Genomic DNA, 12,773 nt, shown 5'->3' with positions numbered 1-12,773 from the left:
GGCCTGCCATTGCTGCGCACGCTGCTCGCGCAGGTGGGGGTCGGTGTCGCCGACCTCTGGGCGACCAACTGACGCGAGCCGTCAAAGGCCTGTCCCTGGGGTGCGCCTAGGATCGTTGGGTAAGCCGCACCCACCACGCAGGAGCCGCCACGTGCCCGTGCCCGCCGATCCCAACCCCGGTTTCGCCGCATACGCCCATCCCGAACGGCTCGTCTCCACCGAATGGCTCGCTTCGCGTATCGGCGACCCCGCAATCAAGATCGTCGAATCCGATGAGGACGTGCTGCTCTACGACATCGGCCATATCCCCGGCGCGGTGAAGGTCGACTGGCATGTCGACCTCAACGATCCGGTCGCCCGCGACTACATCGACGGCGCGCAATTCGCCGAGCTGATGGACCGCAAGGGCATCGGCCGCGACGACACCGTGGTGATCTACGGCGACAAGAGCAACTGGTGGGCCGCCTACGCGCTGTGGGTGTTCACCCTGTTCGGCCATCAGGACGTCCGCCTGCTCGACGGCGGCCGCGACGCCTGGATCTCCGAGGAGCGCGATACCACCCTCGACGTGCCGAGCGCCAGCACGACCGGCTATCCGGTCGTCTCCCGTGACGATTCGAAGATTCGCGCGTTCAAAGACGACGTGCTCGGCGCGCTCGGCAGCGTGCCGCTGGTGGATGTGCGGTCCCCGCTGGAGTACACCGGCGAGCGCACCCACATGCCGGATTACCCGGAAGAGGGTGCGCTGCGTGGCGGGCATATCCCGACCGCGGTCAGCATTCCGTGGGCGAAGGCCGCGGCGGCGGACGGCCGGTTCCGCAACCGCAGCGAGCTCGACGAGATCTACAGCGACTTCGCCTCGGACTCCGAGGTGATCGCCTACTGCCGCATCGGCGAGCGGTCCAGCCACACCTGGTTCGTGCTCACCCACCTGCTCGGCTTCAACAACGTGCGCAACTACGACGGCTCGTGGACGGAGTGGGGCAACACCGTGCGCGTGCCGATCGTCAAGGGTGAAGAACCCGGAGCGGTCCCTGCTCGATGACTGATATGCCTGACTCCCTGGCCGAGATCGTCGCGGACTTCGCGGCGGTCGAAGGCCAGGACAAGTTGCAGTTGCTCCTCGAGTTCAGCCGCGAATTGCCTGCCCTGCCCGACCATTTGCAGCAGGAGGCGATGGAACCGGTACCGGAGTGCCAGTCGCCGCTGTTCCTCGCTGTGGACGCGAGCGACCGAGATCACGTTCGGCTGCATTTCAGCGCGCCGCCCGAGGCGCCGACCACGCGCGGATTCGCCTCGATCCTCCATCAGGGCCTCGACGGCCGGGGCGCGACGGAGATCCTCGATGTTCCCGACGACTTCTACAGCGCGCTTGGACTCGCCGAGGCGGTGAGCCCGCTGCGGCTGCGCGGAATGTCGGCGATGCTGACCCGGATCAAGCGTCACCTGCGGTAAGAGTTTCACGCGACGCCAAACCTACTGGTCAGTAGGTGTTCCCAAACAGTATCCGGTTTCAGTTCCGTGAAACCGACTGCTTAGACTCCGGAACATTGCATTAACTCCGCCCGATACGAATGTGAGGGTGCCGGGATGTTTCTCCCGGTTCTCCTTGGGTGTTAAGTGAACGTCGTGAACACAGGAGGCTCAGTGCCCACACATGCCAGCGCGCACATAACCAAGGTGCTCGTCGCAAACCGAGGCGAGATCGCTGTGCGGGTTATCCGGGCGGCGAAGGATGCCGGCTACGGCAGCGTCGCTGTCTACGCCGAGCCCGACGCCGATGCGCCCTTCGTCAAGCTCGCTGATGAGGCGTTCGCGCTGGGCGGCCAGACCTCGGCCGAGTCCTACCTCGTGTTCGACAAGATCCTGGATGCCGCCAAGCGCTCCGGCGCCGACGCGATCCACCCGGGCTACGGCTTCCTTTCGGAGAACGCCGACTTCGCCCAGGCCGTGATCGACGCGGGCCTGATCTGGATCGGCCCGTCGCCGCAGTCCATCCGCGACCTCGGCGACAAGGTCACCGCGCGGCACATCGCCGAGCGCGCCAAGGCCCCGATGGCCGCGGGCACCAAGGACCCGGTCAAGAACGCCGACGAGGTCGTCGCGTTCGCCAAGGAGTACGGCGTGCCCGTCGCCATCAAGGCGGCGTTCGGCGGCGGCGGTCGCGGCATGAAGGTCGCGCACTCCATCGAGGAGATCCCCGAGCTGTTCGAGTCGGCTACCCGTGAGGCTGTCGCCGCATTCGGCCGCGGCGAGTGCTTCGTCGAGCAGTATCTCGACAAGGCCCGCCACGTCGAGGCTCAGGTCATCGCCGACCAGCACGGCAACGTCGTTGTCGCCGGTACCCGCGACTGCTCGCTGCAGCGCCGCTTCCAGAAGCTCGTCGAGGAGGCGCCCGCGCCGTTCCTAACCGACGACCAGCGCTCGCGGATCCACGAGTCCGCCAAGGCCATCTGCCGCGAGGCGCACTACTACGGCGCCGGCACGGTCGAGTACCTCGTCCAGGGCGACACCGTGTCGTTCCTCGAGGTGAACACCCGCCTGCAGGTCGAGCACCCGGTCACCGAGGAGACCGCCGGTATCGACCTCGTGCGCCAGCAGTTCCGCATCGCCAACGGCGACGCGCTCGAGATCACCGAGGATCCGGCCCCGCGCGGCCACTCGTTCGAGTTCCGCATCAACGGTGAGGACGCCGGTCGTGGCTTCCTCCCGGCTCCCGGCCCGGTCTCCGTGTACAAGGAGCCGACCGGCCCCGGCGTGCGCGTCGATTCCGGCGTCGTCCAGGGCAGTGTCATCGGCGGCCAGTTCGACTCGATGCTGGCCAAGCTCATCGTCACCGGCGAGAACCGCGAGCAGGCGCTCGAGCGCGCCCGTCGCGCACTCGCCGAGTTCGAGGTCGAGGGCCTTGCCACGGTCATCCCGTTCCACCGCCACATCGTCTCGAACCCCGCGTTCGTCGGTGACGGCGAGAAGTTCGACGTCTACACCAAGTGGATCGAGAACGAGTGGGAAAACACCATCGAGCCGTACACCGGTGGTGAGCCGATCGACGAGGACGACGCCCTGCCGCGGCAGAAGGTTGTCGTCGAGGTCGGCGGTCGCCGTGTCGAGGTGTCGCTGCCCGGCCAGTTCTCGGTCAGCGGTGGCGGTGGCGGTAATGGCGCGATCCGCAAGAAGCCGAAGGCGCGCAAGCGCGGCGGTGGCGCCGGCGGTGCCGCGTCCGGTGACGCCGTGACCGCGCCCATGCAGGGCACCGTCGTGAAGGTCGCCGTCGAGGAGGGCCAGGAGGTCGCCGCCGGTGACCTGATCGTGGTGCTCGAGGCGATGAAGATGGAGAACCCGGTGAACGCGCACAAGGCCGGCATCGTGACCGGCCTTTCGGTCGAGGCCGGCGCCGCGATCACCCAGGGCACCGTGCTCGCCGAGCTCAAGTAGCTCACAGAACCAACGACGAACGGCCGCACCCACTCGGGTGCGGCCGTTCGTCGTTTCGAAGCGCGTTCGAGTGGCGGGATTCGCGGGGATACTCGATATTTGTCCCACGCGTTGCAGCGGGGCAGCGTGGCCAGCGACCCCGGCTGAGAGTGAGTCCCCGTGCCGCAACAAGCGATCGATGACTTCAACGGGCTCACGGACATCCAAGCCGCGCACGCCCTGTTTGGAATCTGTGCATCCCCCGCCTGGGCCCGGCAGGTGGCCGCCGGGCGGCCGTACGCGGACGCTGCAGCCCTGTTCGACAACGCCGACCGGGTGCTCGCGCAGCTACCCGAATCCGAAATCGACGCCGCGCTGGATGGGCACCCCCGGATCGGTGCCCGGGTGGCGGCCAATTCACGCTCCGCGGGCGAGCAGGCGGCGGTACAGTCCGCCGCAGACGAGCTGCTCGACGAGCTCGCTGCGGGAAACCGCGCGTACGAGGACCGGTTCGGCCACGTGTATCTGGTGTTCGCGAGCGGACGTTCGGCGCGGGACCTGCTCGACACGCTCATCGTGCGGCTGGCCAATGATCCGGCGACCGAACGGAGCGAAATGCGCAGCGAACTCGCCAAGATCAACCGCCTGCGGCTGGAACGGCTGCTGGCCGCGGGGCGTGAGTCATGAGCAGCGTCAGTACGCACGTCCTCGACACCGCGCTCGGGAAGCCGGCCGCGGGTGTCGCGCTCGCCCTTTTCACCGCGTCTGGAACAGAAGTCGCGCGCGCACGCACCGACGCCGACGGCCGGGTCGGCGAGCTTCTTCCAGACCTACCTGTCACCGGCGACTTTTGGCTCGTTTTCGCTACCGGCGCCTATTTCACCGGAACCGGCCGGACTGGCTTCTATCCCGAGGTGACGATCAGCTTCAGCATCACCGAGCCCGACGAGCACTATCACGTGCCGCTGCTGCTGTCCCCGTACGCGTACTCGACCTACCGCGGGAGTTGACGATGACCGAACTGACCGGCGATATCGTGCTGGGCCCCAACCGGTACGGCAAGGCGGAGACGCGGATCGTCCGCATCTATCGTGACTCCCCCCGGCACGAGATCCGCGATATCAACGTATCCAGCTGCCTCACCGGCGATTTCGCCGATGCATACCTCCAGGGCGACCAGGCCAACGTGCTGCCGACCGACACGCAGAAGAACACCGCGTACGCCTACGCCAAGGAGAAGGGCATCGAGTCGGTCGAGCAGTTCGGCCTCGACCTGGCCGCACATTTCGTCGATGACATCGCCCCCGTCCGACGCGCGTTGATCGAACTCGACGAGTACGCCTGGGCGCGCGCCGTTGTCGACGGCTCCGAGCACAACCACACCTGGCTACGCACCGGCCAAGAGGTGCGCACCGCGTCCGTGACCGCCGAAGGAAAGGGCGACGAGCGCAGGACCTACATCGTCAGCGGCCTCAAGGATCTGGTGATCCTCAAGTCCACCGGCTCGGAATTCGCCGGATTCATGCGCGACGAGTACACCACCCTCGAACCGACCCATGACCGCGTGATGGCAACGTCACTGGTGGCCCGCTGGCGCTACACCACAACGAAACCTGACGACTTCGTCGGGGATCTCGATTTCGATGCGTTGTACGCGGGCGTGAAGGAGGCGATGGTCGAGCGGTTCGCGAATCTGCAGTCGCTCGCCTTGCAACAGACCCTCTACGCGATGGGCCGCGCGGTGCTGGAGAAGTTCCCGGTCATCGCCGAGATCCGGCTGTCCGCACCGAACAAGCACCACTTCGGCTACGACCTGGCGAGATTCGGGCTGAGCAACGACAACGAGGTGTTCAACGCCGACGACCGCCCGTACGGGCTGATCGAGGCCACGGTGCAGCGGTCCGACGCACCCGATGCGGGACCGGCCTGGGCAAGCTTCTCGGTAGTCGGGTGAGCACCAATGGACCTCCCGACGATCGACACCATCGCGGTGCCGCGCACCCGCGCCGAGATCGACACGTCCGGCGCCGGGGTCGCGTTCCTCGCCGGCGGGACGTGGCTGTTCTCCGAACCGCAGGATGACCTGCGCAAGCTCGTCGATCTCACCGGGCTGGGCTGGCCGCCGATCACCGTGACCGACGACGGGCTCGAGCTCGCCGCCACCGCGACCATCGAACAGCTTGTCTCCGCGCAGGTTCCGGGCACATGGAAAGCGCAGCCACTCTTCCGTGAATGCGCGAGCGCGCTGTTGGCGTCGTTCAAGATCTGGCACAGCGCAACAGTCGGCGGCAATCTCTGTCTGTCGTTGCCGGCCGGCGCGATGATCACGCTATGCGCTGCGCTCGACGGCTCGGCGCTGGTGTGGCGCAGCGACGGATCGCAGTACCGGGTGCCGGTGCTCGATTTCGTGACGGGCGCGGGCCGCAATGTGCTGCTGCCCGGCGAGGTGCTGCGCAGCGTGACGCTGCCGCGCGTGGCGCTGCGCTCGCGCACCGCATTTCGAAAGGTGGCGTTAGCCCCGCTCGGGCGCTCTGGAGCGGTGCTCGTCGGGCGGGTCGATGCCGGCGGCGAGTTCGCACTCACTGTCACTGCCGCCACCGACCGGCCATACGTGCTGCGCTTTCCCACTCTTCCCGCCGCCGACGAATTGCGCCGCGCGATCTCCTCCGGCATCCCCGGACGCGCCTGGTACGACGACGCCCACGGCTCCCCCGACTGGCGAGCCGCGGTGACGCAAACCTTGGCGCAGCAGATCCGGGAGGAGCTCGTATGAGGCTGCGGATCAACGGCACCGATACCGACGTCTCGCCTCGGGCCGGTCAGTGCCTGCGCACCCTGCTGCGTGAGCTCGGGCATTTCGAGGTGAAGAAGGGGTGCGACGCAGGCGATTGCGGCGCCTGCGCTGTGCTCGTCGACGGCAAACCGGTGCACTCGTGCATCCACCCCGCTTTGCGGGCCGAGAACCGTTCGGTGACAACGGCATCGGGGCTCGGCACACCGGACGATCCGCACCCCGTGCAGCGCAGGTTCATCGAGGCCGGTGGTTTCCAATGCGGGTTCTGCACGGCCGGGATGGTCGTCACCGCCGCGGCGCTGTCCGAGGACGGTGTTGACGACCTGCCGCAGCAGATGAAGGGCAATCTGTGCCGCTGCACCGGTTACCGCGCGATCGAGGACGCGATCCGGGGCGTGACCAATATCGAAAAGCCGGGCGACGGCCCGTCGACGGGACGATCGCTGGCCGGTCCGGCCAGCGCCCGGATCGTCACCGGCACAGAGCCGTTCACTACGGACATCGCCCCACCCGGACTGCTGCATCTCGCGGTGCTCGGTAGCCCGCACGCGCACGCGCGCATTCTCTCGATCGATTACGCTGCGGCGCTGGCTCTGCCGGGCGTCGTCGCCGTGTACACCCATCTCGATAGTCCCGCGACGCCGTTCTCGACGGCCCGGCACGAGCATCGCACCGACGATCCGGACGACACCCTGGTGTTCGACCGGGTGCTGCGCTTCCGCGGGCAGCGCGTGGCCGCGGTCCTGGCCGAATCCATCGGCGTCGCACAGCGGGCCTGTCGGCTCATCGCGGTCGAGTACGAACCGTTGCCCGCAGTGTTCGACCCGGACAGCGCGCTTGCCGAGGGAGCACCCGCACTCCATGGCGACAAGGGTCCGCCGTCGCGCATCGCCGACCCGGAGCGCAACGTGGTCGCAGAACTGCACGGTGCGACCGGCGACGTCGATGCCGGTATAGCTGCGGCAACTGCATTGGTGCGCAGGACCTTTCACACGCAGCGTGTCCAGCATGTGCACCTCGAGACGCATGCCGCGATCGGCTGGCTCGATGACGACGGGCGGCTCATGATCCGGACGAGCACCCAGGTGCCGTTCCTCGTGCGCGACGAGCTTGCGCATATCTTCGGCCTCGAACCGGCACAGGTGCGTGTACTCACCGCGCGGGTCGGCGGCGGCTTCGGCGCCAAACAGGAAATGCTCACCGAGGATCTCGTCGCGCTCGCGGTGCTGCGCACCGGGCGGCCGGTGCAGTACGAGTTCACCCGCACCGACGAGTTCACCCGCGCGCCGTGCCGGCACCCCATGCGGGTCGAGGTCACTGCGGCCGCCGACGAGAACGGCGTGCTGACGGCCTTCGCGGTCGACGTACTCGCCGATGCCGGCGCGTACGGCAACCACAGCCCGGGCGTGATGTTCCACGGCTGCACGGAATCGGTTGCCATCTACCGCTGTCCGAACAAGCGGGTGGACGCGCGATCGGTCTACACGAACAACATCCCCTCCGGCGCGTTCCGCGGCTATGGGCTGGGCCAGCTGATCTTCGGCATCGAGTCCGTGCTCGACGAGCTGGCCGGCGATCTCGGCATCGACCCGTTCGAGTTGCGCCGCCGCAATGTCGTGGTACCGGGTGACGACCTGGTTTCCGCGCACCTCGAAGGCCCCGAACTGCAGTTCGGCAGTTACGGTCTCGACCAATCCCTCGATCTGGCCGAGCAGGCATTGCGGCGCGGCAACGGCGTTGCACCACCGCCGGGCTGGCGGGTCGGTGAGGGCATGGCCGCGGCGATGATCGCGACGATTCCCCCGCGCGGGCACTTCGCGGAGTGCTCGGTCACGCTGCAGCCAGACGGCAGGTACCTCGTCGATATCGGCACCTCCGAGTTCGGCAATGGCACCACCACGGTGCATGCCCAGATCGCGGCGACCGCGCTGAGCACAGGCGCCGATCGGATTGTGATTCGCCAATCCGATACGGATGCAACCGGTTACGACACCGGGGCATTCGGATCGGCGGGGATCGTGGTGGCAGGGCGCGCACTCGCCGCTGCAGCTCAGAAGCTTGCGTCGCAGATTGTCGAACGCGCTGCCGAATTCGCCGCTGTCGATGCGCAGCGGTGCACGCTCGGCCCGGAGGGGGTGCAGTGCCCCGAGCGATTCGTCGCGCTGAGCGAGATTGCCGCCGGCGGTGAGCTTCGCGCCGAGGGCGCCCACGACGGCAAGGCGCGTTCGCTGGCGTTCAATGTGCAGGCGTTTCGAGTCGCGGTCGAAGAATCCACCGGTCGCGTGCAGATCCTGCAATCGATCCAGGCCGTCGATGCGGGCGTGGTGATGAATCCGAACCAGTGCCGCGGGCAGGTGGAAGGTGGTGTGGCGCAGGCGATCGGCAGCGCCCTGTACGAGGTGATGGTTGACGACGGTGACGGGACGATCCTCACCGACACTCTGCGCAACTATCACATCCCGCAGTTCGCGGACGTCCCTCGCACGGAGGTGTACTTCGCCGACACCTACGACATCCACGGCCCCTATGGCGCCAAGTCGATGAGCGAGTCACCGTACAACCCGGTCGCTCCCGCCCTGGCGAACGCGATTGCCGACGCGACCGGAGTTCGGATGCGCGAACTGCCGATGGCGACCGACCGACTCTGGCGCGCGATCCGGGATCAGCGCGGTTCAGACCCCTCGCCGCACACTTCCTGAGCCCCCGCACACGCTCCCGCACCCCGCAACGTGTGCGCCGCGACAGGAGGTGTGCGACGGGCTTGTAGGGTCGAACGCGTGATTCGGATGTGCGGCTGATGGAACCGATCGAGGTCAACGCCGGTGCGTGGTACCTGCGTGCGCTCCGCGCGGACGAGCGCATCGACGACCGTCCCGCACTCGCCGATGGCGGCATCGACGACCCGGAATATGTTGGCAAGCGCACCGCGCAGTGGGACGCGGACACCCACTACTCGTGGGCGGTGTGCGAGCCCACCACCGCGGAACTGCTCGCCGAGATTGTGCTCACCCTCGGGCCGGACCAGACCGCCGAACTAACCAGCTGGACACGTCCCGGCTATGACGAGGCGCTGGCAACGGGGGTCGCTGCCGTGCGCCGATTCGCCGAGGGCGGGCTGGGCCTCACGCTGACCGACTGAGCACCCGGTCCAGCGCATCGATCGCCTCGTTGAGTTCGGCCGTGGTGACCGTCAGCGGTGGCCGGAACCGGATGCCGCGCTCACCCGTGCCGAGCACGAGGACGTGTTCGTCGGTGGTCATCGAGGCCACCACAGCATTGCGCCGTTCCGCGCTGTCGAGCGTGACCGCGCACATCAGCCCGCGCCCGCGTGGCTCGGTGATGCGGTCGTGCCGGGCTGCCAGCCAGCGCAATTTGTCGAGGAGATGCGTGCCGACGACACCGGCCCGGTGGATCAGCGAATCGTGCTCGATCACCTCGAGGATGCGGCGGGCGCGGACCATATCGGTGAGGTTGCCGCCCCAGGTCGAGTTGATCCGCGAGCTGACCCGGAACACGTTGTCGGCCACCTCGTCCACCCGGCCGCCGGCCATGACCCCGCACACCTGCGCCTTCTTGCCGAACGCGACGACATCAGGAGCCAGGCCGAGCTGCTGGTAGGCCCACGTTGTGCCGGTGAGCCCGACGCCGGTCTGCACTTCGTCGAGGATGAACAATGCGTCGTTTCGATGACACAGCCGCTGCATCGCCTGCAGGAATTCCGGGCGCAGATGGCGGTCGCCACCCTCGCCCTGGATCGGCTCGGCGATGAAACAGGCTATGTCGTGCGGGTTTTCGGCGAAGGCCGCCTCGGCCTGTGCCAGCGCTCGAGCCTCCGCGGCCTCGACGTCGCGGCCGTCGGCGAGGAATGGCGAGTCGATGCGCGGCCACGCGAACTTCGGGAAGCGCGCCACCTTCACCGGGTCGGTATTCGTGAGCGAGAGTGTGTACCCGCTGCGCCCGTGGAAGGCGCCGGTGAGGTGCAGCACCTTCGTCCCGGCCTCGGGGTCGCGTCCGTGCGCCTCGTTGTGGCGGCTCTTCCAGTCGAAGGCAACCTTGAGGGCATTCTCGACGGCGAGTGCGCCGCCATCGACGAAGAACAGATGCGGTAACGCGGGGTCGCCGAGCACGCGGGCGAATGCCTCGACAAACCGGGCCATGGGCACCGTGTAGATGTCGGAGTTGCTCGGCTTGTTCATCGCGACCGACGCGATCTCCGCGGCGAAATCGGCGTCGTCGGCGAGCGCCGGATGGTTCATACCCAACGCCGAGGACGCGAAGAAGCCGAACATATCCAGATACGAGCTGCCGTCTCGTTCGTCGACGAGCCGAACGCCGCGGGACCGTTCGAGATCCAGCACGAGGTCGAACCCGTCCACGAGTAGATGCGGCGCGAGCGCATCGTGCACGCCGGCGGCATCGATCGAGGTTGGAACGACAGCAGTCATGACGGCCAGGCTACCGTAAGAACATCGGGCCTGCCCGCTAATGACCGTAAGATTTAAGTGCTGCGAACTACTTGTCGTAAAATGTCTGGAGGATGATGGTGCTGCGGGTCTGCACGGACGCCGTCGATCGGATCTCGCGCAATAGCCGTTCGAGGTGCAGCGGCGAGGCCACGCGAACCATCAACATGTAGCTTTCCGACCCGGCCACCGAGTGGCACGACTCGATCGCCGGGATATGCGCCAACCGCGCCGGCGCGTCGTCCGGCTGCGACGGATCGAGAGGAGTGATTGCGACGAACGCCGACAACATGTGGCCCAGCGCTGCGGGGTCGACCTTCGCGGTGTACCCGCGAATTACCCCGCGCGACTCGAGGCGACGCACGCGCGACTGCACCGCGGACACCGAGAGTCCCGCCTTGTCGGCGAGATTCGACAACGTCGCGCGGCCATCGGCGACCAGCTCGCGGATGAGTAAACGATCGATGTCATCGAGCGCCGGCTTCACCGGTTCTTCGCGCGGCGCCGGCGCGACGGTCGGGGCTTGCCTCGAAATTTCCGCCACAATCGAAGGCTATCCCAGCCGAGACCGACCACATGGCCGAACTGAAGCCAACCGCACGGACGACGGAAGGAATCGCAGATGACGTCTCTGCAGACCCGGCTGATCGATGCACTGCACACGCTCGCCGCGCCCGATGCGCTCGGCGACGGGCCCGGCCTCTCGGCGCGCACGCCGATTTCCGGCGAGGCGTTCGGCTCCGTCGCAATCAGCACCGCCGAGGACGTGGATCGCGCAATTGGGTTGGTGCACAATGCGTTCGGTGGCTGGCGCACTGTGCCCGCGCCACAGCGCGCGGCCGTGGTGCGCCGGCTTGGCGAATTGCTGAGCGAACACAAGGCCACGCTCGCCGATCTGGTGACACTGGAAGCGGGAAAGATCCGCTCCGAAGCACTCGGCGAGGTGCAGGAGATGATCGACATCTGCGAGTTCGCGGTCGGACTGTCACGTCAGCTGTACGGCAAGACGATGGCCTCCGAACGCCCTGGGCACCGCCTGATGGAAACCTGGCATCCGCTCGGAGTGGTCGGGGTTATCTCCGCGTTCAACTTCCCGGTGGCGGTCTGGTCGTGGAATACCGCGATCGCGCTCGTCTGCGGCGACACCGTCGTGTGGAAGCCGTCCGACGCCACCCCGCTCACCGCGCACGCATGTTCTGCGCTGCTGCGCCAGGCGTGCATCGACGTGGACGCCGACCCCGACGTGCACCAACTCGTCCAGGGCGGTCCCGACGTCGGCGAGCGACTTGTCGACGATCCCCGCGTCGCGCTCCTCTCCGCGACCGGGTCGGTACGGATGGGCCGCACCGTCGCGCCGCGGGTGGCAGCCCGATTCGGTCGCTGCCTGCTCGAACTCGGCGGCAACAACGGCGCGATCGTGACCCCGTCGGCCGATCTCGATCTCGCCGTCCGCGGCATCGTGTTCTCGGCGGCCGGTACCGCCGGGCAGCGCTGCACCACATTGCGCCGACTGATCGCGCACACCTCGGTCGCCGACGAGCTCACCGAGCGCATTGCCGCGGCCTATCGGCAATTGCGCGTTGGTGACCCCTTCGACGACGGCGTACTCGTCGGCCCCCTCATCAACGCCCGCGGATTCGAAGCCATGCAGACCGCGCTGGACAAGGCGCGCAGTGACGGCGGCGAGGTCATCGGCGGTGACCGTGTGGACGTCAACGGACCCGACTCGTTCTATGTCACCCCCGCGATCGTGCGGATGCCCGCGCAGACGTCGGTCGTACGCGAGGAGACCTTCGCGCCGATCCTGTACGTCCTCACCTACGACTCCCTCGACGAGGCCATTGCGCTGCACAACGAAGTGCCGCAAGGACTTTCGTCGTCGATCTTCACAACCGATCAGCGTGAGGCCGAGCGGTTCCTGGCGGCGGACGGCTCGGACTGCGGTATCGCCAATGTCAACATCGGCACCTCGGGAGCCGAGATCGGCGGGGCGTTCGGCGGTGAGAAGGAGACCGGAGGCGGACGCGAGTCCGGTTCGGATGCCTGGCAGGCATACATGCGCCGGGCCACAAACACCATCAACTACTCCGACGAGTTGCCGC

Annotated in this window: 12 protein-coding genes; 10 read left to right on the top strand and 2 right to left on the bottom strand. The window is 67.4% G+C overall.

Translation table 11 applies throughout. The features are described 5' to 3' along the window. Window positions 1–151 precede the first annotated feature (151 nt). The 9 genes from A8G08_RS17195 (at window position 152) to A8G08_RS17155 (ending at window position 9,347) form a co-directional block, all read left to right on the top strand. Window positions 152–1,045, top strand: coding sequence for a sulfurtransferase (locus A8G08_RS17195; protein ID WP_068276670.1), 894 nt, complete (start codon window positions 152–154; stop codon window positions 1,043–1,045). Further along, window positions 1,042–1,455, top strand: coding sequence for a SufE family protein (locus A8G08_RS17190; protein ID WP_068276667.1), 414 nt, complete (start codon window positions 1,042–1,044; stop codon window positions 1,453–1,455). The genes A8G08_RS17195 and A8G08_RS17190 overlap by 4 nt, the downstream gene beginning before the upstream one ends. Before the next feature lie 192 nt (window positions 1,456–1,647). Further along, window positions 1,648–3,435, top strand: coding sequence for an acetyl/propionyl/methylcrotonyl-CoA carboxylase subunit alpha (locus A8G08_RS17185; RefSeq protein WP_068276664.1), 1,788 nt, complete (start codon window positions 1,648–1,650; stop codon window positions 3,433–3,435). Between the two features lie 159 nt (window positions 3,436–3,594). Next, complete coding sequence (gene uraD, locus A8G08_RS17180) at window positions 3,595–4,101, top strand: 2-oxo-4-hydroxy-4-carboxy-5-ureidoimidazoline decarboxylase (RefSeq protein WP_068276661.1); 507 nt, start codon at window positions 3,595–3,597, stop codon at window positions 4,099–4,101. Beyond that, on the top strand, window positions 4,098–4,424 hold the full coding sequence (gene uraH, locus A8G08_RS17175) for a hydroxyisourate hydrolase (RefSeq protein ID WP_068276658.1): 327 nt from the start codon (window positions 4,098–4,100) through the stop codon (window positions 4,422–4,424). The genes uraD and uraH overlap by 4 nt, the downstream gene beginning before the upstream one ends. 2 nt (window positions 4,425–4,426) lie before the next feature. After that, the gene (gene pucL, locus A8G08_RS17170) at window positions 4,427–5,368 is read left to right on the top strand and encodes a factor-independent urate hydroxylase (RefSeq protein ID WP_068276657.1); all 942 of its coding nucleotides are present in this window, start codon (window positions 4,427–4,429) and stop codon (window positions 5,366–5,368) included. Window positions 5,369–5,374: 6 nt separating this feature from the next. After that, on the top strand, window positions 5,375–6,187 hold the full coding sequence (locus A8G08_RS17165) for an FAD binding domain-containing protein (RefSeq protein WP_068276654.1): 813 nt from the start codon (window positions 5,375–5,377) through the stop codon (window positions 6,185–6,187). Continuing rightward, entirely contained in the window at window positions 6,184–8,907 is a 2,724-nt protein-coding gene (locus A8G08_RS17160) for a molybdopterin-dependent oxidoreductase (protein ID WP_068276651.1), read from the top strand. The genes A8G08_RS17165 and A8G08_RS17160 overlap by 4 nt, the downstream gene beginning before the upstream one ends. A 98-nt stretch (window positions 8,908–9,005) precedes the next feature. Beyond that, entirely contained in the window at window positions 9,006–9,347 is a 342-nt protein-coding gene (locus tag A8G08_RS17155; RefSeq protein WP_068276647.1) for a hypothetical protein, read from the top strand. Here the strand turns inward: A8G08_RS17155 and lat are convergent. Together lat and A8G08_RS17145 are read right to left on the bottom strand one after the other, a co-directional pair. Next, window positions 9,331–10,653: an L-lysine 6-transaminase gene (lat, locus tag A8G08_RS17150; protein ID WP_068276644.1), complete on the bottom strand. Its 1,323-nt coding sequence runs from the start codon at window positions 10,651–10,653 to the stop codon at window positions 9,331–9,333. The two genes, A8G08_RS17155 and lat, sit on opposite strands and share 17 nt — an antisense overlap. Before the next feature lie 67 nt (window positions 10,654–10,720). Next, window positions 10,721–11,206: an Lrp/AsnC family transcriptional regulator gene (locus A8G08_RS17145; RefSeq protein ID WP_068276673.1), complete on the bottom strand. Its 486-nt coding sequence runs from the start codon at window positions 11,204–11,206 to the stop codon at window positions 10,721–10,723. A gap of 87 nt (window positions 11,207–11,293) precedes the next feature. Here A8G08_RS17145 and amaB point away from each other — a divergent pair. Further along, on the top strand, window positions 11,294–12,773 hold a 1,480-nt coding region (gene amaB / locus A8G08_RS17140; protein WP_068276637.1), incomplete at its 3' end, for an L-piperidine-6-carboxylate dehydrogenase.

It is taken from the genome of Aldersonia kunmingensis (assembly GCF_001646865.1).
GTDB lineage: Bacteria > Actinomycetota > Actinomycetes > Mycobacteriales > Mycobacteriaceae > Aldersonia > Aldersonia kunmingensis.
Note: the sequence above shows the minus strand (reverse complement) of the source record. Positions and strands in the feature narration are given on the sequence as shown.

Excerpts from the sequence above, each read along its gene's own strand:
- pucL (WP_068276657.1), top strand. The coding sequence starts at position 4,427 with ATGACCGAACTGACCGGCGATATCGTGCTGGGCCCCAACCGGTACGGC.
- A8G08_RS17165 (WP_068276654.1), top strand. The coding sequence starts at position 5,375 with ATGGACCTCCCGACGATCGACACCATCGCGGTGCCGCGCACCCGCGCC.
- A8G08_RS17155 (WP_068276647.1), top strand. The coding sequence starts at position 9,006 with ATGGAACCGATCGAGGTCAACGCCGGTGCGTGGTACCTGCGTGCGCTC.
- A8G08_RS17190 (WP_068276667.1), top strand. The coding sequence starts at position 1,042 with ATGACTGATATGCCTGACTCCCTGGCCGAGATCGTCGCGGACTTCGCG.
- lat (WP_068276644.1), bottom strand. The coding sequence starts at position 10,653 with ATGACTGCTGTCGTTCCAACCTCGATCGATGCCGCCGGCGTGCACGAT.
- uraH (WP_068276658.1), top strand. The coding sequence starts at position 4,098 with ATGAGCAGCGTCAGTACGCACGTCCTCGACACCGCGCTCGGGAAGCCG.
- A8G08_RS17160 (WP_068276651.1), top strand. The coding sequence starts at position 6,184 with ATGAGGCTGCGGATCAACGGCACCGATACCGACGTCTCGCCTCGGGCC.